Annotated in this window: 16 protein-coding genes; 11 read left to right on the top strand and 5 right to left on the bottom strand. The window is 70.3% G+C overall.

Going from position 1 to position 21197, the window contains the following annotated elements; all coding sequences use genetic code 11:
• The first annotated feature begins 58 nt into the window (after positions 1-58).
• Positions 59-949 carry a TIGR01777 family oxidoreductase gene (locus OG285_RS26910; RefSeq protein WP_356825100.1) on the top strand — a complete coding sequence of 297 codons (891 nt, stop codon included), beginning with the start codon at positions 59-61 and terminating at the stop codon, positions 947-949.
• A 340-nt stretch (positions 950-1289) separates the two neighbouring features.
• Complete coding sequence (locus OG285_RS26905; protein ID WP_371792469.1) at positions 1290-2699, top strand: NAD(P)/FAD-dependent oxidoreductase; 1410 nt, start codon at positions 1290-1292, stop codon at positions 2697-2699.
• Between the two features lie 69 nt (positions 2700-2768).
• Here OG285_RS26905 and OG285_RS26900 read toward each other — a convergent pair whose 3' ends face one another.
• Entirely contained in the window at positions 2769-4250 is a 1482-nt protein-coding gene (locus OG285_RS26900; RefSeq protein ID WP_356825104.1) for a regulator, read from the bottom strand.
• A gap of 220 nt (positions 4251-4470) precedes the next feature.
• Here OG285_RS26900 and lipB point away from each other — a divergent pair, with 220 nt between their 5' ends.
• The 4 genes from lipB (at position 4471) to OG285_RS26880 (ending at position 7718) form a co-directional block, all read left to right on the top strand.
• Complete coding sequence (gene lipB / locus OG285_RS26895; protein ID WP_356825106.1) at positions 4471-5268, top strand: lipoyl(octanoyl) transferase LipB; 798 nt, start codon at positions 4471-4473, stop codon at positions 5266-5268.
• Between the two features lie 181 nt (positions 5269-5449).
• Positions 5450-6403, top strand: a complete 954-nt coding sequence (gene lipA / locus OG285_RS26890; RefSeq protein ID WP_356825108.1) for a lipoyl synthase — start codon at positions 5450-5452, stop codon at positions 6401-6403.
• Positions 6404-6796: 393 nt separating this feature from the next.
• Positions 6797-7003 carry a hypothetical protein gene (locus OG285_RS26885; protein ID WP_356825110.1) on the top strand — a complete coding sequence of 69 codons (207 nt, stop codon included), beginning with the start codon at positions 6797-6799 and terminating at the stop codon, positions 7001-7003.
• A gap of 19 nt (positions 7004-7022) precedes the next feature.
• Positions 7023-7718 (top strand): DUF4191 domain-containing protein, encoded by a 696-nt coding sequence (locus tag OG285_RS26880; RefSeq protein WP_328317099.1) that lies wholly within the window; start codon positions 7023-7025, stop codon positions 7716-7718.
• A 189-nt stretch (positions 7719-7907) separates the two neighbouring features.
• On the opposite strand, the gene OG285_RS26875 is transcribed toward OG285_RS26880, so the two are convergent.
• Positions 7908-8375, bottom strand: a complete 468-nt coding sequence (locus OG285_RS26875; protein WP_371792468.1) for an RDD family protein — start codon at positions 8373-8375, stop codon at positions 7908-7910.
• Positions 8376-8584: 209 nt separating this feature from the next.
• On the opposite strand from OG285_RS26875, the gene glnA reads away from it, so the two are divergent.
• Positions 8585-9994, top strand: coding sequence for a type I glutamate--ammonia ligase (gene glnA / locus OG285_RS26870; protein ID WP_266857753.1), 1410 nt, complete (start codon positions 8585-8587; stop codon positions 9992-9994).
• A gap of 542 nt (positions 9995-10536) precedes the next feature.
• On the opposite strand, the gene OG285_RS26865 is transcribed toward glnA, so the two are convergent.
• On the bottom strand, positions 10537-12732 hold the full coding sequence (locus OG285_RS26865; RefSeq protein ID WP_371792467.1) for an ATP-dependent endonuclease: 2196 nt from the start codon (positions 12730-12732) through the stop codon (positions 10537-10539).
• A gap of 375 nt (positions 12733-13107) precedes the next feature.
• Entirely contained in the window at positions 13108-14520 is a 1413-nt protein-coding gene (locus OG285_RS26860; protein ID WP_371792466.1) for a GntP family permease, read from the bottom strand.
• Between the two features lie 213 nt (positions 14521-14733).
• Between OG285_RS26860 and OG285_RS26855 the strand changes: the two genes are divergently transcribed.
• Both OG285_RS26855 and OG285_RS26850 read left to right on the top strand, forming a co-directional pair.
• On the top strand, positions 14734-16752 hold the full coding sequence (locus OG285_RS26855; RefSeq protein ID WP_371792465.1) for an ATP-binding protein: 2019 nt from the start codon (positions 14734-14736) through the stop codon (positions 16750-16752).
• Positions 16739-17407 carry a response regulator gene (locus OG285_RS26850; protein ID WP_371792464.1) on the top strand — a complete coding sequence of 223 codons (669 nt, stop codon included), beginning with the start codon at positions 16739-16741 and terminating at the stop codon, positions 17405-17407. The genes OG285_RS26855 and OG285_RS26850 overlap by 14 nt, the downstream gene beginning before the upstream one ends.
• Positions 17408-17605: 198 nt before the next feature.
• On the opposite strand, the gene OG285_RS26845 is transcribed toward OG285_RS26850, so the two are convergent.
• A complete protein-coding gene (locus OG285_RS26845) occupies positions 17606-19603 on the bottom strand; it encodes an N-acetylmuramoyl-L-alanine amidase (protein ID WP_371792463.1) in 1998 nt (665 codons plus the stop codon).
• Between the two features lie 313 nt (positions 19604-19916).
• Between OG285_RS26845 and OG285_RS26840 the strand changes: the two genes are divergently transcribed.
• Positions 19917-20576 carry a nucleotidyltransferase domain-containing protein gene (locus OG285_RS26840; RefSeq protein WP_356825124.1) on the top strand — a complete coding sequence of 220 codons (660 nt, stop codon included), beginning with the start codon at positions 19917-19919 and terminating at the stop codon, positions 20574-20576.
• A gap of 81 nt (positions 20577-20657) precedes the next feature.
• The gene (locus OG285_RS26835; RefSeq protein ID WP_356825126.1) at positions 20658-21008 is read left to right on the top strand and encodes a hypothetical protein; all 351 of its coding nucleotides are present in this window, start codon (positions 20658-20660) and stop codon (positions 21006-21008) included.
• The last annotated feature ends 189 nt before the right edge of the window (positions 21009-21197 follow it).

The following is a 21197-nucleotide window of genomic DNA, read 5'->3' as shown; positions in this document are numbered from 1 at the left end:
GCCACGGCGACGGGTGCGGGCGCTGCGCGATTTCGACGGGGTGCGTGAGGATGGGCCCATGCGTATCGCGATTGCCGGAGCATCAGGACTGATCGGTACGGCGCTGGGCCGCTCCCTGCGCGCCGACGGGCACGAGGTGGTGCGGCTGGTCCGCCGCGCCGCCCGGGCCGCGGACGAGACGGAGTGGGACCCGGCCAGGGAGTACGTGGACACAGCGGGGCTGACCGGCTGTGACGCGGTGGTCAACCTGGCCGGGGCGGGCGTCGGCGACCACCGCTGGACGGACGCGTACAAGAAGGAACTGCGGGACAGCCGGGTCCTGGGCACCGCCACCCTCGCGGAGGCCGTCGCCTCCCTCGACGTACCGCCGGCGGTGTTCCTGTGCGGCAGTGCGCTCGGCTACTACGGGGACACGGGCGACCGCGCGGTCGACGAGAGCGCACCCCCCGGTGAAGGCTTCCTCGCCTCGCTCTGCGTGGAGTGGGAGGAGGCGGCGCACGCGGCCGAAGAGGCGGGCATCCGGACGGCGTTCGCCCGTACGGGACTGGTGGTGGCCAAGGAGGGCGGAGCCTGGGGCCGGCTCTTCCCGCTGTTCAGGGCGGGGCTCGGCGGCCGGATGGGCGACGGCGGCCAGTACTGGAGTTTCATCGCGCTGCACGACCATGTCGCGGCGCTGCGCCACATCCTGGACACGGAGTCGCTGTCGGGCCCGGTGAACCTGACCGGCCCCCAGCCGGTCACCAACCGCGAGGTGACGGCGGCCATGGGCCGGGTCCTGCACCGCCCCACCCTGTTCACGGCCCCGGCACCCGCGCTGCGGATCGCGCTGGGCGAGTTCGCGGGGGACGTGCTGGGAAGCCAGCGGGTCCTGCCGAAGAAGCTCCTGGAGTCGGGCTTCACTTTCGCGTTCCCGGAGATCGACGAGGCGATCCGGGCCGCGGCGCAGTAGGGCGAGTTCACCTCGCGGATTCAGGCAGGAGACGTCCCAAGCCCCGCTCGGCCATGGGCGGGAGGCGTCCCGGGCCCCTCCGGCGATCGAGGCGCGGGGTCCGGGGCGGGCCCCGCCCCAGGTATCCGTACGGCCCCGCGCCGCGCGGTGGCCGAACGGCCCGCGCCGCGCCCCGCGCCGCCCCGCCGTGCGACCCCGCGCCCCCATGCCCCCGCGTCGCGCGCCTGCCGCGCGCCGCCCCTCTCCCTAGTCTCGACCCGAACCAGGGCATTTCCGCGACCCGTTGGGGAATCAGCCCCGCACGGAACACCGCGGCCGCGCCGACCCCGGGGAGGGGCACGTGCTCAGTACCGCACAGCATGCCGACGTGATCATCGTCGGAGCCGGGCTCGCCGGCCTGTCAGCCGCCCACCGGCTGACCAGTGCCGGTGTGTCCGTCAGCGTCCTGGAGGCCGCCCCGTCGCCGGGCGGCCGCATGTCCACCGAGCTGGCCGGCGGCTTCCTCCTGGACCGCGCCGGAGGGTTCCTCAGCACCTCGTACCCGGAACTGCTCCGTGCTCCGTGCCTGGGCGAGACGGACCTCAGGCTGTTCTCGCCCGGCGTCCTCGTCCACAGCGGGGGCCGGCTGCACCGGACGGGCGAGGCCGGGGGCACGCGGGGCGCACTCAACGCCGCGCGCGCCCTGCGAAGCGCCTCACGCGCCCCCCTCGGCGGTGGACTCGTCGGCGGTGGACTCGGCAGCAGCGGACTCGGCGGTTCCGGCTTCACGGGCAGTGGCCTCGCCGGCAGTGCGCTCGCGAGCGGCGCGCTGGTGAGCGGCGCTCTCGACCGGGCCAGGCTGCGCGCCGCCCTGGCCCGCCTCGCGGCCACCCCGGTGGAACGTCTGCTGGCCCGCCCCGAGCAGACCGCACTGGCCGCACTCCGCTCGTACGGCCTCCCCCCGCGCGCCGCCGCGGGCTTCCTCAGGCCCCTGCTGTCCGCGCTGCTGAGCGACCCCGGGCTGACCACGTCGAGCCGGTGCGCGGATCTCGCCCTGCGCGGTTTCGCCCGGGGCCGGCTGTGCGTACCGGCGGGCGGTGCGGCCGTCCTGCCCGAGCGGCTGGCGGCGACGCTGCCGCCCGGCACGGTGTCCACCGGGGTGACCGTCACCGCGACCTCCATCAGCTCGGTCACCACGGTGGAGCTGGGCACGCTGAGCTGCCGTGCGCTCATCGTCGCGACCGACGCCCGCTCGGCCGCCCTTCTGCTGCCCGGGCTGCGGATCCCGGACTTCCACCCGGTGACGGTCCTTCACCACGCGGCCCCGGTGGCCCCGTCCACCGGGGCGGCCCTGGTCCTGGACGCCGACCGCTCGGGCCCCGTCTCGCACACCGCGGTCATGAGCGAGGTCGACCCCGCACGGGCCCCGGGCGGCCGCGCGCTGATCTCGTCGACCGTGCTCGGCGCCCCCGGTCCCGGCCTGGACCGGGCGGCCCTCATCCAGCTGGCCGCGCTGCACGGCACACCGACCGACGACTGGGAACTCCTCGCCGTCCACCACTCCCCCGACGCGGTCCCCGCGATGCCGCCACCGCACGACGTGCGCCGCCCGGTCCGGCTGCTGGCGGGTCTGTACGTGTGCGGCGACCACCGCGACACCAGCACCGCGCAGGGCGCGCTCGTCTCGGGCCGGCGCGCCGCGCAGGCCGTGATGCGGGACTTCGGCATCAAACCGGACATCGCGGTGGACGGATTCCCGCTCGCCGCGTGACGCCCGGCGGGAGCGGATGACGGGGCGGACGGGGGACGGCCCCCCGCCCGCCCCGTCACCCGCCCGGCCTCAGCCCATCGCCGCGACGCGGTCCCGGTACCCCCGTACCGCCGCCGCGTCCCGGTACGGCTCCAGCCTCCGTTCGAACTCGCGCACATACTCGACGGCCCGCACCGACCGCATCTCCCCCGCCTGCTGCGCCGACTCGGCGCCCAGCGCGCACGCCTGGTCCAGTTCGCCGAGGCCGAGCCGCGCGGTCGCCAGCACGACCCGGCAGAAGAGCCGGGAACGCGCGAAGGCGGGAGCGCGCAGCTGGAGCGAGCGTTCCGCGTACTGCGCGGCGGCCCGGTACTGCTGGAGGTCCCGGTGGCAGTGGCCGAATTCGTCGGCCAGCTGCGCTTCGTCGAAGAACCGTGCCCAGTACGGCACTTCGTCGCCGGGACGCACCGCCTCCATGGCCCGCTCGGCCCGTGCGAGGGAGGCCGTGCAGGCCCGTACCTCGCCGAGCACCCCGTGTCCGCGCGCCTCGACGGCGTGCAGCAGCGCCTGGACGACCGGCGGCGCCGAGGTCCCGACGCCCTGCTGCGCCACGCGCGCCAGCTGGACCGCCTCCCGGCCGTGCCCGAGATAGACGGCCTGGCGGCTCATGGTGACGAGCACGTACGAGCCGTACGCCCGGTCCCCTGCGGCCTGCGAGAGCCGCAGGGCCTGGACGAAGTAGCGCTGGGCGAGCCCGTGGGCCGCGATGTCGTACGAGGTCCACCCCGCAAGCCGGGTCAGGTCCGCGGCGGCAGCGAAGAGCCGCCGGCCGGTCGCCTCCCCGTACGTCCCGCGGAGCATGGGCTCCGCCTCGTGCTCCAGATAGCGCACCAGGGCCTGCCGGGCGTGGCCGCCGCCGTACGCGTGGTCGAGCGTGCGGAACAGCTCGCCCACCGAACGCAGGGCGGCGATGTCCCCGGCGCCGACCCGCTGCCCGGTCGTCCGGTCGGTCTGGCGCTGGCGCGGCACGGCCGGGCGGGGCTGCGAGGGGATCCGGGCACCGGAGCGCGGCGGCTCGGCGCGACCGCTCTGCCCCGGCCTCACTCCACCGGCCGAACCGGGGGTGCCCCAGTCGTCCGGGCGGCCGATCAGCCAGTCCCGGCTCGGCACGACGAGCCCGGCCGGGGTGAAGGCGATCTTGCGCAGTTCGGCATGGCTGCCGGAGTCCTTGCGCCAGAGACCGCTGACGATGTCGACTGCCTCCTCGGGCGTACCGGCGAATTCCAGCCCCGCGTAGACGGGCGCGCAGGCGTCGAGGCCCAGATCCTGGGCGGAGAGCCTGCGCCCCAGACGTCTGGTGAAGACCTCGGCGATCAGCGCGGGCGTGGTTCCGCGCGGCTGCTGGCCGCGCAGCCAGCGGGTCACCGACGTCTTGTCGTACCTCAGGTCGAGACCGTGCTCAAGGCCGAGCTGGTCGACTCTTCGGGCCAGCCCCGCGTTGGAGAACCCTGCCTCTCCGATGAGCGCGGCGAGCTGGCGGTTGGACGTGCGCTGCGGAGTTCGTTCCGTCATCAGCTGTGCGGTCTCCTGCCTTCCGGGCCGGGAGCAGCCCTCATGGAACGGCGCGAATTTAGCGGGCTCCACCGCTCGTTCCGCCACCTTCGCCCCGGATTCATCCGATCGTGTGAGGAGGTGTCGTTTCTGCCCGCCCAGAGGTGCCGTTCGAAGCGGTCGTACAGTTGCTGAGTGGCGCCCTCCGGGGCGTGCTGTCCGTATGCGATGAGGAGCTGCCGTGAGCGAGCTGCGGTTTGTCCGTCTGGGGTTCGGCGAGGAAGCCGTCGAGTACCGGGAGGCCTGGCAGAAGCAGCGTGAGGTGCATGCGGCCCGGTTCGCGGACGAGACGCCGGACACCGTGCTGCTCCTGGAGCACCCGCCCGTCTACACGGCAGGGCGGCGCACGGACGACAGCGAGCGCCCTCTCGACGGGACGCCGGTGGTGGATGTGGACCGCGGCGGCAAGATCACCTGGCACGGTTACGGCCAGCTGATCGGCTACCCGATCCAGAAGCTCCCGCGCCCGGTGGACGTGATCGCCCATCTGCGCCGTCTGGAGGAGGCACTGATCCGGACCTGCGCGGAGTTCGGCGTCGAGACCAGCCGGGTCGAGGGCCGCGCCGGGGTCTGGGTCCTGGGCGACCCGGTGGAGCAGCGCCCGTCGATCGGCGGTCTTTCGCTGGATCTGGACCCGCGGCTGCACGACGAGGAGTTCGACCCGCGGATGAACGGCCCCGAGTACGCCCCCTCCAATGCCGGGCAGCGCCGCGAGGACCGGAAGATCGCCGCCATGGGCATCCGGGTCGCGAAGGGCGTGACCATGCACGGTTTCGCGCTGAACTGCAATCCGGACACCACCTGGTTCGACCGGATCGTGCCGTGCGGCATCCGGGACGCGGGGGTGACATCGCTCTCGTACGAACTGGGCCGCGAGGTCACGATCGCCGAGGCGCTGCCCGTCGCGGAGAGGCATCTGCGGGACGTGCTGGAGAACGCGGCCCTGGCGCCGCGTACGGTCGAGGGTGCCACCGCGTAACGGCGGCAGGTGAGCTTCGTCCGGGCGGTCCGTCCCCGTCCGGAACAGGCCGGAACAGGCGCTGTCCGGGCCGTTCGGGGGAATGTGCCTCAGCGGTCGCGGGTTGGCCAGAAGACAAGCCATACATATGACGGGCGTACCCTGGTGTTCGCCGAAGAATCGAAGCTGTAGGGAGCCGGACGTGTCCGCTGTCGCACCCGATGGGCGCAAGATGTTGCGTCTGGAGGTCCGGAACAGCCAGACCCCCATCGAGCGCAAGCCCGAGTGGATCAAGACTCGCGCCAAGATGGGCCCCGAGTACACGAAGATGCAGGCCCTGGTGAAATCCGAGGGGCTGCACACGGTCTGCCAGGAGGCGGGCTGTCCCAACATCTACGAATGCTGGGAGGACCGCGAGGCCACCTTCCTCATCGGCGGCGACCAGTGCACGCGGCGCTGCGACTTCTGCCAGATCGACACCGGCAAGCCGGCCGCGCTGGACCTGGACGAGCCGCGCCGGGTCGGTGAGTCCGTCGTCACGATGGACCTGAACTACGCGACCATCACCGGCGTCGCCCGCGACGACCTGGAGGACGGCGGCGCCTGGCTGTACGCGGAGACCGTGCGGCAGATCCACGCGATGACGGCCGAGCGGGCCGAGGGCCGCACCAAGGTCGAGCTGCTGATCCCCGACTTCAACGCGGTCCCCGAGCAGCTGGCCGAGGTCTTCTCGTCCCGCCCCGAGGTCCTCGCGCACAACGTGGAGACGGTGCCGCGCATCTTCAAGCGGATCCGCCCCGGCTTCCGCTACGAGCGCTCCCTGGAAGTCATCACGAAGGCCCGTGAGGCCGGTCTCGTCACCAAGTCGAACCTCATCCTGGGCATGGGCGAGGAGCGCGAGGAGATCAGCCAGGCGCTCCAGGACCTGTACGACGCGGGCTGCGAGCTCATCACCATCACCCAGTACCTGCGCCCGTCCCCGCGCCACCACCCGGTCGAGCGGTGGGTGAAGCCGGCCGAGTTCGTGGAGCTCCAGCAGGAGGCCGAGGAGATCGGCTACTCCGGCGTGATGTCGGGTCCGTTGGTCAGGTCCTCGTACCGCGCGGGCCGCCTCTTCCGCCAGGCAATGGACCGGCGCGGCGCCGCCGCCGTGTGAATCTGCGCACAAGCAACTACTGTGCGGTAGTGGCCGTGAGACGCGGCTCGTACGGTCCTCGCAGGTCGGGGGCGGGTACGGGCCGCGTCGCCCGTTCCACGGGGAGCACCCGGCATTCACCGGCGTTTGACCGCCCGGACATGCCTTGGTAACAACAATCAGTGACTCTGGAATTACGCACCGCCCTGCCGGACCGGACACCGGTCCGGGGAGCGATGCGGGGAGCGGCACGGCGCACGGCCCGGAGCGAGGTTGCTACGGCCCGGAAGAATCGTTCCGCCCGCCAGTCCCGCGCACGCCGCGGACCCGCTCCGCGTCTCGCACCGCACCACGTCGTCACGCTGTATCCGCTGTATCCGCCGTGTATCCGCTGCCGTCCCGAGGGGCCCCATCATGCAGGCCGCGACCCAGTCCGTACGCGCCACCGCCATCCCGACCGTCACCGGAGCACTCCGTGCGGTCGAGTCCCTGCTGCTGAGCAACGGCCAGCGCACCGCCCGCCGCAATGCCTGGACATCGGTCCTGGAGGACCGCCGCCGGGCCAAGGACCGGGTGGACGCAGAGCACGTACTGGAGGCCGTGGCGGCCCGCACTTCTTAGTCCGCGTAAACTTCTGGCCATGGCGAGGAAGGCAAACGCAGACTCTGAGAATCCCGGGCGACTCAAGCAGATCGCCCTGACCTACAAGATGACCCGCAAGGCCGATCCCAAGGTCGGTCTTGTCGTCGGTGGCCTGGGAATCGTCGTCTTCGGCGTCCTCCTCGGCGTCGGCTTCTTGATCGGTCACCCCATCTACCTGGGCATCCTGGGTCTCCTGCTGGCCTTCCTCGCGATGGCGATCGTCTTCGGACGCCGCGCCGAGCGAGCGGCCTTCGGGCAGATGGAAGGAAAGCCCGGCGCCGCGGCGGCGGTGCTCGAAAACGTGGGCCGCGGCTGGACCACGACCCCGGCCATCGCGATGAACCGCAGCCAGGACGTCGTACACCGCGCGGTCGGCAAGGCCGGCGTGGTCCTGGTGGCCGAGGGCAACCCGAACCGGGTGAAGTCCCTGCTGGCCGCCGAGAAGAGGAAGATGGCGCGCATCGTGGTGGACGTGCCGGTGCACGACATCATCGTGGGCGACGGCGAGGGCCAGGTGCCGCTGAAGAAGGTGCGCACCACGCTGCTGAAGCTGCCGCGCGTCCTGACCGGCGCCCAGGTCACCGCTGCCAACGACCGGCTGCGCGCGATGGGCGACCTGATGTCGAACATGCCGCTCCCCAAGGGCCCCATGCCGAAGAGCGCCCGCGCCCCGCGCGGCGGAAAGACGCGCTGACCCCGCCACACACGGAAGGCGGCCCGGACCATGTACTTGGTCCGGGCCGCCTTTGTCGTGGCCGCCCTTTGCTGCGACTGCCCTCTGCTTGCTGTGGCTGCCCTCTGCCGTGCGCGCCTTTGTCGTGTGGCGTGTACTGGGTGACCGTGCGGGTGACCGTGTGCGCCGGGTGACCGTGTGCGCCGGACGTCAGATCCGGACCTGGACGGCGCGGGCCAGCCGGTCGTGGAGGCCGCGTCCGTCGCGGTCCCAGATGAGTGCGGGGATGGCCACGCAGAGCAGCAGACTGCGTACGAAGACACGGCCCGCGCCGAGGCGCCCGCCGCCCTCCGCGACGACCCGCAGCCGGAGCAGGCGCTTGCCCGGGGTGAATCCGACCGTCGAGACGGTGAGCAGGCTCAGCACGAAGAACACGAGCAGGGCCCAGTTCCCCGCCGACTGCTGTCCGCCGCGCGAGATGAGTCCATATGCGATAAGCATGCAGAGTGCCCAGTCGATGAAAACGGCCCCGAACCGGCGGCCCAGCGGCGCGATCGCGCCCGGCCCTTCCTCCGGCAGACCGAGCCGCTTGCCCCGGTAGCCGAAGTCGGCGCCCATCTCTTTCGCGGCCTCGCCGGGCCCGGAGAGCCACGATCCGACTGCTTGCCTGTTGTCCACGCGTCCACGGTACTGCGGCCCCCTTCCGATCCGTACGGTCGGGGGTCGTCGCGGCACTCTCACACCCGGCCCGGTTAACTTCAGCGAAACAAATGGGTCATGCTTGAGAAATCCGCTGTCCCTATGGTCAGGTCCAGCGTGTGCCACCGCACTGGCCCCACAACGAGCTGCAACCCCGCCCCTCCCGGGTCGGGAGTAGGAGGAGTTGGATGTTCCAGAACGCCGACGATGTGAAGAAGTTCATCACCGACGAAGACGTCAAGTTCATCGATGTCCGGTTCTGTGACCTGCCCGGTGTGATGCAGCACTTCACCATCCCGGCGGCGGTCTTCGACCCGACCGAGGAGCTCGCGTTCGACGGCTCGTCGATCCGCGGCTTCCAGGCCATCCACGAGTCCGACATGGCGCTCCGCGCGGACCTGTCGACCGCCCGGGTCGACCCCTTCCGCCGCGACAAGACCGTCAACATCAACTTCTTCATCCACGACCCGATCACCGGCGAGCAGTACAGCCGTGACCCGCGCAACGTGGCGAAGAAGGCCGAGGCGTACCTCACCTCGACCGGGATCGCCGACACCGCGTACTTCGGCCCCGAGGCCGAGTTCTACGTGTTCGACAGCGTCCGCTTCCAGACCTCGGCGAACGAGAGCTTCTACCACATCGACTCCGAGGCCGGCGCCTGGAACACCGGTGCGGAGGAGAACAACCGCGGCTACAAGGTCCGTTACAAGGGCGGCTACTTCCCGACCCCGCCGGTCGACCACTTCGCCGACCTGCGCGCCGAGATCTCCCTGGAGCTGGACAAGAACGGCCTCCAGGTCGAGCGCCAGCACCACGAGGTCGGCACCGCCGGCCAGGCGGAGATCAACTACAAGTTCAACACGCTGCTCGCCGCGGCCGACGACCTGATGCTCTTCAAGTACATCGTGAAGAACGTCGCCTGGCGCAACAACAAGACCGCGACCTTCATGCCGAAGCCGATCTTCGGCGACAACGGCTCGGGCATGCACGTCCACCAGTCCCTGTGGACCGGTGGCTCCCCGCTCTTCTACGACGAGCAGGGTTACGCGGGCCTCTCGGACATGGCCCGCTACTACATCGGCGGCATCCTGAAGCACGCCCCGTCGCTGCTCGCCTTCACCAACCCGACGGTGAACTCGTACCACCGCCTGGTCCCCGGCTTCGAGGCCCCGGTCAACCTGGTCTACTCGCAGCGCAACCGCTCGGCCGCGATGCGGATCCCGATCACCGGCTCGAACCCGAAGGCCAAGCGCGTCGAGTTCCGCGCGCCCGACCCGTCGTCCAACCCGTACCTGGCGTTCTCGGCGCTGCTGATGGCCGGCCTGGACGGCGTCAAGAACAAGATCGAGCCGGCCGAGCCGATCGACAAGGACCTCTACGAGCTGGCCCCCGAGGAGCACGCGGGCGTCGCCCAGGTCCCGACCTCGCTCCCGGCGGTGCTCGACGCCCTGGAGGCCGACAACGAGTACCTCCAGGCCGGCGGCGTCTTCACGTCCGACCTGATCGAGACGTGGGTCGACTACAAGCGCACGCAGGAGATCGCCCCGATCCAGCTGCGCCCGCACCCGCACGAGTTCGAGCTGTACTTCGACCTCTGAGACCACGGGTCTAGGTGACCTGGGCCGAGATCCTAGAAAACTGGCTGTGATCGGCGAAAACCCTTCTCAGTAGTCCTCCAGTTCTCGCTGTCACCGATTGCTTTCCGCCCCGTTGTGCACCGAGTGTGCGCTGCCCGGCCGATTCGCCGGCCGGACGTCGGCGGCATGGACGAGGGCCGCTATTCCGCGATGGGGATAGCGGCCCTCGTTCGTCTGCGGCCCCGTTCTCCGAGCGGCCTGTGCACGAGCTGCGGATCCCACTTCGCAGAACACTGCAGTGGGGCGGCACGTAAACTTTGGGCGGCGAGTCCGTACCCGCCTCAGACCGTATGAGAGACGCAGTGGGCAGCACTCGCGCGGACCGCCCGGAAGGACATTCCGCCCGTGGACGGCAACACCGTCTTCACCTCAGGGAGGGCAACACCCTCCGCCTCCGCAGCATTCGCCCGGCTGCGAAGTGACACGCTTCAGCGCTGTGGTCTCGACGGTGATCTTCAGGGCCGTGGGACGAGTCCCCGGACATCGAAGAAGGCCATACCCTTCTAGCGCGTCTCCTGGGCTGCGGGCGAGACGACGTGCACAGGTTCCCCGTTGCTCGGCGTCGCCTGCTGGGGAACCTCAGCTGCTGCCGGTTGCAGTGGTGACGTCCCGAAGAATGCCTCGAAGACGAGGTCGAACTCGCAAGCCGTCGCTCCTTTGAACACTGGCAGCCCACGGATGCTGTCTGCGGTGGTGTAGCGCTCACAGAACGCGCGGGCACGGTCATTCTTGTTGTTCGACTCATTGACCTGGAGTTCGGGGTAGTAGGCCTCGATCGCCCCGCGCTCCCAGACATAGATGTCCTCGTGGCGAAGCATCCGCAGCAACTCGGACTTCATCTTCTCCAGCTCCGGGTTTTTGGCTTCTTCGAGGACTCGGCGGGCAGTGCCGGAAGTGGAGCGGGCGAAGAATGCTCGCACCGCTGTGTCCACTTCTTCGAACTCACACAGCCCTCGGGCGTGCTCTTCGCTCTTGAGCTGTGCATACTCCCACAGGGCGCGTGCGCTACCGCTCTTGCTGAGGCTTTTGAGAGTGCCGGCGGATACGTTGACGTCCTCGTTCTTCACCAGTTCAGTGACCTTGGAGACAACTCGGTCACGCAGTCGGTGGCACTCGTCGCTCGCGCCGAGTTTGTCGAACCCGTCGAGCACCGCGTCCAGGTCCGCGACAACTGCGACCCTCATCTCGAAGCGCTGGAAGAAGCTGCGGTACCGCTCGATGCTGCCCTTGCCTTCGACCTTGGCGATCGCAGCACCGTGCTTATCGAAGTCCCACTGCGGGCTGAGGGTACGCGCGATGTGGGGGATGAGAGTGCGGTCGCTCGGGCCTTCCACGAGGAGCACTGAGGTGGCGAAGAACGCTGCCTCATTATTCTCGTGCGTAATGATCTCGAACTGATCGCGGGCGTCCATGTCGGACAGGTCGATCACGCAGGTCCGGCTGGCTGGTGGATCCAATGTGTGGTCCTTCACGACTTTCACGAAGGTGCCGGTCGCGCCGGGCGCGCAGAAGGCCGACGAGTGTGTGCTGACCAGCACATCATTGAACCCGGAGAAGACGGTCAGGGCCTCGAAGAGTTTACGCTGCGCCTGCGGATGCAGAAATACCTCGGGCTCCTCGAACAGCAGTAGAGACGGCTGTTGGGCACTGTCCGTCTGATTCGGCTCTGCGGTCTTCAAGTCCACGTAGGCGCGCAGGAGGGCAAAAGCCACTGACCGACGCAGGCCGTCGCCCTTGGTCTTGAATGGGCCCCTGATTCCGTCGTTGACGGCAATCTGCGCCTCCTCCAGCAGGCTACGCAGACGCGGTGGGGGGATCTCCAGGCGAACGCTGGCACGAGGGAATGAGTCCTGCAGGTTGCGCTGGATCAGCGATTCGATCTTGCGCACCTCCGGCAGCCGATCGTCCGACTCACTGCCGTCCTCCTTCGAAACGACGTTCAACTGGCCGCGAAGCTGCTCGAAGGATGCTTCCAGTTGCGGCAGTTGATGCTTGATGTCTCCGAACAAGATGGAGAGCAGTCGTCCGAATGTTGCTGTGGAACTGGTCTTGAGATCGTCGTTGAGTTCCTTCACGGCCGGGATATAGATCGGCTCCGGGAGCAGCGGAGCCACTGACTTGTCCAAGCCAGTCATGAGTGGATCGTCGCCCGTGGTGTACTCATCGTCCTGGAGAGCAGAAACATCTTCGGCCCATTCCCGTCTCACAGCAACACGAGTGATCTTGCCGGAAAGTCTCGCGAAAATCTCCGGGTAGGCGTGCTGAACATTCGCCTCAAGCTCCGCGGCAGAGATCTTGGGCCTGATTACCTCCTCCAAAACTTGTTTATGGAACCGCGGGTCGCTCGGGATCTTCCGGACCACCTTCATCGAGCCCTTGCCGGCTCCCTCATACGTCCGCGCCAGGGTCAGACGCCCATCCTCAACCACAGGCCCGATGCGTGAGCGGTGGCCCTCCTCCAGGCGCTGCAGATCTGCCGAGTCGACACCCGCGAAGGTGAGCTGGATGCGGATGGGCCGCGCCGGGTTCAAGAAGTCGGTGTCGAGCGCAGATCCTGATCGAAGGAACATGTTGAGGGCCTGGAACACCGATGACTTCCCAGCATTGTTCTCGCCGATGAGGCAGCCGAATCGGGAGAATGACATGCCCACGTGGCTCAGCCCGCGGAAATTATCGATCCTGATGTGTTCGAGGCGCATGGTGCTCCAGAGGATGGTCGAGCCGAGCGATCATCGTAGAGGCACGCGTGACATCGGCGCCGGACTAAGCCCGGATCACCCGATCCGTCGGCAGTGAAAAGGTGCTGACCCCGTGGAAGTCAGGGATCGAGCCCCAAGTAGCAAGCACCTGGCCCCCGATGTGCGCCCGCGCGTTGGGCTCGGCAGCAACCGTGCGGGGTAACAGGGTTGCCACAGCTGCACTTTGGCCTCTGCGAGCGTGCACCGCTCGGGATGGGAGCAGAAGCCCCCGCCACCGGTCCCGTACCGCGAAAGGGCCGCCGCCCAGTTCCTGGGCGGCGGCCCTCGGTCGTGTCTCCCTCCCGGGTCAGCGTCCGGGGCGCGGCGAAGCCTGGTTCAGGCCACCACCGAGATCAGCAGGGCCATCAGCAGGCCGCAGACGCTCACGATCGTCTGGATCGCCGTGTGTGACTTCGTGGCCTGGCCGAGCGACATCCCGAAGGACTCCTTGACCAGCCAGAAGCCCGCGTGGTTCACGTAGTTGAGACCGATCGAGCCTGCTCCGATCGCGACCACGAGCAGGGCCGTGTGCAGGCTGCTGCCGGTCGCCGCCAGGGGGGCCAGGATGCCCGTCGCCGCGACGATTCCCACGGTGGCCGAGCCTGTGGAGAACGACAGGAGCAGGGCCAGCAGCCAGCCCAGGATCAGGACGTTGATGTGCAGTCCCGAAGCGGCCGACTCGACGGCCTTGCCGATGCCCGAGTCCTCCAGGACCTGGTTGAACGCGCCGCCGCCCGCGATGATCAGCAGGATGCCCGCCACCGCCTTGAGGCTGTCCGTCAGGGACGACCGGATCGCGTCGGGTGTCATGTCGCTGCGGTAGCCGAGTGCGAACAGCGCGAAGAGGAAGCCCGCGAGCATGGCGATCACCGGCTCACCGGTGAAGGTCAGGACGTGGCGTACCGGGCTCGACTCGTCGTACACCAGCTCCGCGAGGGTGCGCAGCAGCATCAGCACCACCGGGACGAGGACGGCGGTCAGTGCCCAGCCGGTGCGGACCCTGTTCGTGGGGGGTGTGGAGCCCGGCGCCGCGGCGTCCGTGGCCTTGTCGGGCCTTTCCGGCCCGGTGAACTTCGCGACGAGTTCCGGGTCGGGGTGGACGTCGAGGCGCGGCGCGATCCAGCGGCCGTACACCGGGCCGGCGATGATGATCGTCGGGATCGCGCAGATCAGGCCCACCACGATCGTGATGCCCAGGTTGGCGTGCAGGCCCTCCACCGCGACCAGCGGGCCGGGATGCGGTGCCACCATGCCGTGCAGGGTCGACAGCGCGGCGATCGCGGGGGTGGCGAGGAAGACGTACGGCGAGCCCTTGACCTGGTGGGTGTCCTGGAGGCGGCGGGCCACGCTGAAGATCAGCGGGAGCAGCACGATCAGCCCGATCTCGAAGAACATCGGGACACCGATGATGAACGCGGCGCCCGCCATGTACCAGGGCAGGGAGCGTTGCCCGGAGCGGTCGACGATCAGGCGGGCGATCTTGTCCGTGGCGCCCGACCCCGACAGCAGCCTGCCCAGCATCGCGCCGAAGGCCAGCGTCACGCCGACGTCGCCGAGGATGCCGCCCGCGCCCGACTCCAGTGACTCCGCGATCTTCTCGACGGGCTGGCCCGCGGCCAGGGCGACACCGATCGACACGGTCATCAGCGCCACGAAGGGGTGGAACCGCAACCGTGAGTTGATCAGCAGGATCAGCACGGCGATGGCTGCCGCCAGGATGATCAGCAGCGTCCAGGTGTGCCCCGTCACAGCCGGCCCCCGCGGGTGCGACGCGAACGGGCCCGTGGTCCGGGGCGCGGTATCTTCAGCAAGAGAACTCCTGGTGCGGCTCGTTGTGTCCCGGGCGGAAGCTATCCGGCGCCTGCCACTGCGCTCCAGGTTCTGCGCGCAACCCGCGAAACCCCTGATCCGCGCGTTCTGTGCGTTCTGTGCACCGGGACGACGCCGGTTACCGTCGACGGGGTGAGATTCTTCGAACCGGCCGGCCGGTGGGCGTCCGTGCGCCGGTCCTCCCACGGGCTGTCCTCCGCGCGCCTGCGGGGACGCGGGCGGCCGGGACTGGGACTGGGACTGCGGCTGCGGCTGCGGACCCAGGTTCTGCTGCTGCAGTGCGCGGTCGTCGCGGTGACCCTGGCGACGGCGTTCGGCGCCTTCGCGTACTCCAACGAGCACCGGCTCGTGCACGAGTACCAGCTGCGCGCGCTCGCGGTGGCCCGTACCGTCGCCGCTCAGCCCGCCGTCCGGCGCGGCGCGGCGCAGTACTCGGCGGCCAACACCCGGCCCGGCGGCGGGGCCGCGAGCACGCCGCGGGGGACGCTCGCCGCCGGGCCGGTCCAGACGGCGGCCGAGGCGGCCCGTACGCGGACGGGTTCGCTGTTCGTGGTGGTCACCGACGACCGGGGCATCAGACTGGCGCACCCGGAGCGGTCCCAGCTGGGCAGAGTGGTGAGCACCGACCCCAGCGGTGCGCTCTCCGGCCATGAGGTGCTGGCGCGGGACCGTGCGCATCTCGGTGACGAGGTGGTCGCGAAGGTCCCGGTGTACGCACCCGGCTCGCACCGGGTGGTCGGGGAGGCCAACGCGGGTGTGGCCGTCTCCGACGTGCGGGCGCAGCTGGTCCGCGTACTGCTGGGCGGTCTCGGCTGGCTGGTCGTCGCCCTGCTGCTCGGTGTCGGGGCTTCGGCTCTGCTGGCCCGCCGCTGGAAACGGCTGACGCTCGGCCTCGAACCGGAGGAGCTGGCCGGTCTGGTGCAGGAGCAGGAGGCCGTCCTGCACGGGATCGGCGAAGGGGTCCTCGCCGTCGACAACGGCGGGACAGTCACCGTGGTCAACGACGAGGCGCGCCGCCTGCTGGCGACCCCGGCCCGGCCCGGACGGCCCCTGGACTCACTGGGACTGACACCGCGGGTGCTGGACACGATCCGTACGCCCGTCGGCGGGCCGGTCATGGCGGCGGTCGGCGAACGCGTCCTGGTGCTCTCGGCACGCGCGGTCGAACGCGGCGGGCAGGATCTCGGCACGCTGCTGACCGTGCAGGACCGCACCGACGTCGAGTCACTGACCCGGCAGCTCGACGCGGTCCAGGCGATGAGTTCGGCGCTGCGTGCCCAGCGCCATGAGTTCGCCAACCGGCTGCATGTGATCTCCGCGCTGGTCCACGGCGGGCACCTCGCGGAGACGACCGAGTACATCGGCACGCTGCTCGGCACGGGCCCGCTGGGTGAGGCCCTGCCCGGTGTCGACGCGGTCCGCGACTCCTACGTACGGGCCTTCCTGGCCGCGAAGGCCGCCCAGGCGCGGGAGAGCGGGGTGACGCTGGTGATCGGCGGGGCGACCTGGGCCGACGGGACCGTGACGGCGCCGGTCGATGTCACCACCGTGTTCGGGAACCTTGTCGACAATGCGATCGATGCCGCCCGGCAGGGGGCCCGCTCCCCCGCCCTGGTCGAGGTCGAGCTGATGACCGAGGGCACCGCCCTCCTCATCACTGTGGCCGACAACGGCGACGGCGTGCCGCGTGAACCGGGCGGCGCCGCGTTCGACGACGTGTTCCGCGAGGGCATGTCGACGAAGGACCACACGTCGGCCGTCGGCGGCCGGGGCATCGGGCTGGCGCTGGCGCGGCAGATCGCGCGGGCCAGGGGTGGCGACGTCCATCTCGCGGAGCGCGGCGGGCCGCCTCCCTGGCCGTCCGGGCCGGATGCCGGGCCGGATGCCGGGCCGGATGCCGGGCCGGATGCCGGGTGCGGTGCCCCGCCCGGACCGGACGACACCGGACCGGATGACAGTGGACCGGACGACACCGGACCGGGCGACGCAGGACCGGACGACAGCGGGGCCGAGCAGGGACGGGTCTCCGGCGGTGCCGTGTTCGTGGCCCGGCTGCCGGGAGTCATGGAGTCAGGAGTGACCGGGTCCGGAGCGGTCGGGCCCGGAGCCGAGGACGAGGACGAGGATGGGCAGACCGATGACCGAACGTGAGCCGTTCTCCGTCCTGGTCGTCGACGACGACTTCCGGGTGGCCGGGATCCACGCGTCGCTGGTGGACGGCGTACCCGGTTTCCGGACCGCCACCACGGCGAACTCGGTCGGGGCCGCGCTTCGGGCCGCCTCCGACTGGCCCGTGGACCTGGCCCTGATCGACCTCTATCTGCCCGATGGTTCCGGCATCGACCTGCTGCGCGGTCTGGAGTGCGACGCCTTCGTCCTGAGCGCGGCCGCCGAGGGAGCGATGGTGCGGCGCGCGGTGTCGGCGGGAGCACTCGCCTATCTGGTCAAGCCGTTCACGCCGGAGCTGCTGGCCGAGAAGCTGCGCGGCTACGCCCGCTTCCGCCAGCTGACCGATGCGGAGATCGTCGACCAGGGCGCGGTCGAGAGTGCGTACGCGGCGCTGCGGAGTCCGTCCGGCAGCCGTACGGCCCGTCCCGCTGCCCGCACGGTGACCGGCGACGCGGTGCTCTCGGCGGTACGGGGTTCGGCGTCCCCGCTGTCGGCGGGAGAGGTCGGGGCACTCATCGGCGTCTCGCGCGCCACGGCGCAGCGCTACCTGGCCGGACTGGTCACGAGCGGGCTGCTGAAGATGAAGCTGCGCTACGGGGCGACCGGGCGCCCCGAGCAGGAGTACCGGATTCCGTGAGTGTCCGGAACGACGGCCCGCACGCGTGACGCGGCGGGAGGGGATGTGCGGGGCCGCTGCAACTCGGCGCCCCCGGCAGGGAGGTTGAGGCGGGGGCCGGCCGGGAGCGGAGCGGAGCGCTCAACGGGCTCGGCTCCCGGGGGTGTTGACCCCGGGAGCCGAGCCCGCGCGCCACCCGTCGCCGGTGGCCTGCGTCCGTCAGTGGCGTGCCGTCGGGGTTTCCGTGACGTCCGCCGAGTTGACCAGGATGTACCGGTGGTTGAACTGGACCGTGTAGTAGTGCTTGGCCCCGGTGACCACCTTCCCGCCCGTCGGGAAGAAGTCCGCGCTGCCGAGCGGCGGCTGGTCGGCCACATAGGCCTGGCCGACCGGGATCGAGTAGTTCTTCGCCGTCAGCGGAGCCTGCTTGGACGGGGAGAGGCCGGACGGGTACTCGGACGCGTCCGGGTACGCCGTGCCGTACACCGGGGCGGCGGTGGTGCCGGCCGGCTTGATGATCCGTGCGCCCGGGGCGGGCGAGGTGTTGCTGCCGCCGGGGTTGTGGATCCAGCCCTTCTGGCCGTCGTACCAGATCGCCGTCCAGTCACCCTGCTGTCCGGCGACGACGAACTGCTGCCCGGCCTGGACCGTGACGCTCCAGTCGCTGACGCTGTCGGTGCCGCCCTTGGCCCCGGCGTCCGGGTGGACGACCGGGTCGAGGATCAGCGGGGCGTCGTCGCTCGGTGCGCTGCGTACGAACAGGGCACTCGACGGCGTGGTCACCGGTGTGCAGGTGGTCACCTCACCCGTCGGGTCGTCAGCGGGGCAGACCGTGTACGTCTGCTTGTTCTCGCTGAATCCGGGGGTGATGGTCACGGCGGACCCGACCGGGCCCACACCGTGGGCGCCGAGGTCGAACGGGGCGCCGATCAGCTGCATGAAGCGCGTCCAGTCCCAGCCGTCGGCCGGGTCCCAGTGCATGCCGGACAGGGTGGCGTCCGACGGACCGGGCACGTTGTCGTGGCCGAGGATGTGCTGCCGGTCGAGCGGGATGTCGTACCGGGCGGCCAGGTACTTCACCAGCTCGGCCGTCTGCTCGTAGGCGGCCGTCGTGTACCAGTCCGCGCCGTGTGCCGAGAAGCCCTCGTGCTCGATCTGGACCGCGTGCAGGTTGCTGTCGTAGTTGCCGTCACCGAACGCGACGTCCTTGTTGGCCACCATCTGGGTGACCGCACCGTCCGACGACCGCATCACGTACTGCGCCGAGGCGCCGCCCGGGGTCTGGAAGGTCTTGATCGCGTCGTCGTACGCACCCTCCGTGGTGTGGATGATGATCTGGGTGATCTTTATGCCGTTGGCGGGGCGGTCGGACACCTGGCCGTTGGACGGGTCCGCGGCGACGAACTGGCAGTTCATCGACTGCGGGCACTCGGCCTGCGGGGACGCGGTGTCCTTGAGCCGGAGCTTGGTCAGCTGGCCGGTGACCGGCTTCGCCGACGGCACGGCCCGCATCGTGACCGCGGCGGTGTGCCCGGCGGGTGCTGCGGCGGCCTTCGATCCGGTGGCAGTCTTCGATCCGGCAGTCTTCGATCCGGCAGCGGCCTTGGCGTCCTGCCTGGCGCCCGACGCGATGGTGGCGAACACGTCATGGACGTACGACGTCGCCGCCTTCCGGTCCGACATCCGGCTGTACTTGGCGATCGCCGCGGTCCACTGCGACGGGTCGGCGGACGTGCTGCCGGTGAGCTGCTTCTGGTACGAGGCGAGCAGGGCGGCCCCGCCCCGGATGTTGTCCTTCTGGTTGTGCTGGAGCTGGTCCGCCGGAATGCCGGTCAGCTTCGCCGCCGCCCGCAGGGTGTGCAGTTCGGGGTGGCCGGTGAACGACGTGAGGTCGGAGCGGCCGGATGCGCCGGCCGAACCGTCCGCCACCATCTCCGATGTCACATCAGTGAGGTTCATCAGGCCCCAGCCACCGGTGTTGCTGTAGCCGGTGTGCTGCTGCCAGCCGGATTCCTCGTGCGCCACGCCCTGGAGGACGGAGACCGGAACCTTGAACTCCGCAGCGGCGGCCGTGAAGTCGGCCTGTGCGGACGGCTGCTTCGCGTCGTCCTCGTTTCCCGCCTGGGCGATGGCAGGCAGGAAAGCAAAGGCTCCTGCGGCCAGGGCGCCGCTGAGGACGGCCGCCGGTAGCCAGCGCTTCCCTTTTCTCTTGTGCAAGGGTGTTTCCTTCCGTGCAACTGACCCCGGAGCGCCCGCGGCAGGACGTCTGTCGCTTCGCCCTGCGGACGCCGGGGATGGTGGGGGGTGGCGCGCGGGGTCCGCTCGCGCACACCGAGGTGGGTGGGGCCTCCTGAGTGGAGACGGCCCCCGGTGTCCCGGCGCCATCTGATCATTCAGTTTGTCAGTTTCACGTGACGGGGTGAAGAACCCGAGCCGTTCCCCCAGCAAAGATTCACGCAGGCTACGGATGCGGAGGCCCCGGTTTCGCGGCCCGCCGGGGGCCGGGGCGGCCGGCCGGTAGGTTGGCGAGGTGACGACCGAACAGATTCCCGCCGGTGGCGTCGTGGTGGCTCCCGACGAGATCGACGCACGGTGGGCGGCCTGCTGGCACCCCCGGGACGTGGCCGCGCGTCTCACCGGGGTCACCGCGCCCTGGTACGTCGCGGCGGGCTGGGCGCTGGACCTGTTCCGGGGTGAGCAGAGCCGGGAGCACGACGACATCGAAATCGCGGTCCCGGCGGCCCGCTTCCCCGAGATCCGCGCCCGCCTCACCGGCGGGCCGGAGGCCGGAGCCCGTTTCGAGTTCGACGCGGTGGGGTCCGGGCACATCTGGGAAGCCGCCCCGGCCGAGGTTCTGGCCGTGACGCATCAGACCTGGCTGCGGGACCGGGCCACCGGGACATACCTGCTCGACGTCTTCCGAGAGCCCCACGACGGGGACGTCTGGATCTGCCGCCGCGATCCGGCGATCCGGCTGCCGTACACCTCGGTCATCCGGCGGACGGCGAGTGGTATCCCGTACCTCGCACCGGAGTTGGTGCTGCTCTTCAAGGCCGCGCGCACCCGTCCCAAGGACCAGCGGGACTTCGCCGCCACGCTCCCCCTGCTGTCCGCCGCCGAACGGGCCGCGCTGGCCGGGTTCCTGGCCCGGGCACACCCGGGGCACGGCTGGCTGACGGCGCTGCGGTAGCCGGCTCCGCCGCCCGGGGTCCGGGATCCGGGGTCCGGGCGTGGACGCCACCGGGCGACCCGGCCACCGTAGGCTGCCCGGATGTCTTCCGTACTCGTTCTCGGTATTGATCCGCAGGGGGTGCCCGGCCTCGACGGGGACGGCCTCCGTGCGCTCCTCGACGGTGAGCTGGCCCGCTTCGGTGAGCTCGGCATCGATGCGTCCATGGCACTCATCGCGCTCGACGGGTCGGCCGGACCGGCGATGGTCTCCGCGCTGTCCGGACGGGCGTGGGACGTGGTGGTCGTCGGAGGCGGCATCCGTAAGCCGGAGGTGCTCCTGGAACTGTTCGAGCAGGCGGTGAATCTGGTCCGGCAGCACGCACCGCAGGCCGCCATCGCGTTCAACACCAGTGGCGGCGACAGCGTCGAGGCCGCCCAGCGATGGCTGTGAGGACACGGCCGAGCCCGGTGACGTCCGGCAGTGCCGAGCCCGGTGACGTTCGACAGTCCGGCGGCTCGGCACCATTACCCCCGACGTAATCGACCCCTTCGCGCCCGCACGGCAGGCTGAGGCCAACCGAAGCCCGGGAGGCGCACTCCTTCGGGGTTCGGAGCCCATCGCCCGTACGACCTGCCGGAG

It is taken from the genome of Streptomyces sp. NBC_01471, assembly GCF_041438865.1.
Lineage (GTDB): Bacteria > Actinomycetota > Actinomycetes > Streptomycetales > Streptomycetaceae > Streptomyces.
The sequence above is the reverse complement of the archived record's forward strand: the minus strand, read 5'-3'. Positions and strand labels throughout refer to the sequence as shown.

Bases quoted from the DNA above. Each gene is read 5' to 3' on its own strand.
- glnA (WP_266857753.1), top strand. From the start codon at position 8,585: ATGTTCCAGAACGCCGACGATGTGAAGAAGTTCATCACCGACGAAGAC.
- OG285_RS26850 (WP_371792464.1), top strand. From the start codon at position 16,739: ATGACCGAACGTGAGCCGTTCTCCGTCCTGGTCGTCGACGACGACTTC.
- OG285_RS26865 (WP_371792467.1), bottom strand. From the start codon at position 12,732: ATGCGCCTCGAACACATCAGGATCGATAATTTCCGCGGGCTGAGCCAC.
- OG285_RS26880 (WP_328317099.1), top strand. From the start codon at position 7,023: ATGGCGAGGAAGGCAAACGCAGACTCTGAGAATCCCGGGCGACTCAAG.
- OG285_RS26835 (WP_356825126.1), top strand. From the start codon at position 20,658: ATGTCTTCCGTACTCGTTCTCGGTATTGATCCGCAGGGGGTGCCCGGC.
- OG285_RS26885 (WP_356825110.1), top strand. From the start codon at position 6,797: ATGCAGGCCGCGACCCAGTCCGTACGCGCCACCGCCATCCCGACCGTC.
- OG285_RS26910 (WP_356825100.1), top strand. From the start codon at position 59: ATGCGTATCGCGATTGCCGGAGCATCAGGACTGATCGGTACGGCGCTG.
- OG285_RS26900 (WP_356825104.1), bottom strand. From the start codon at position 4,250: ATGACGGAACGAACTCCGCAGCGCACGTCCAACCGCCAGCTCGCCGCG.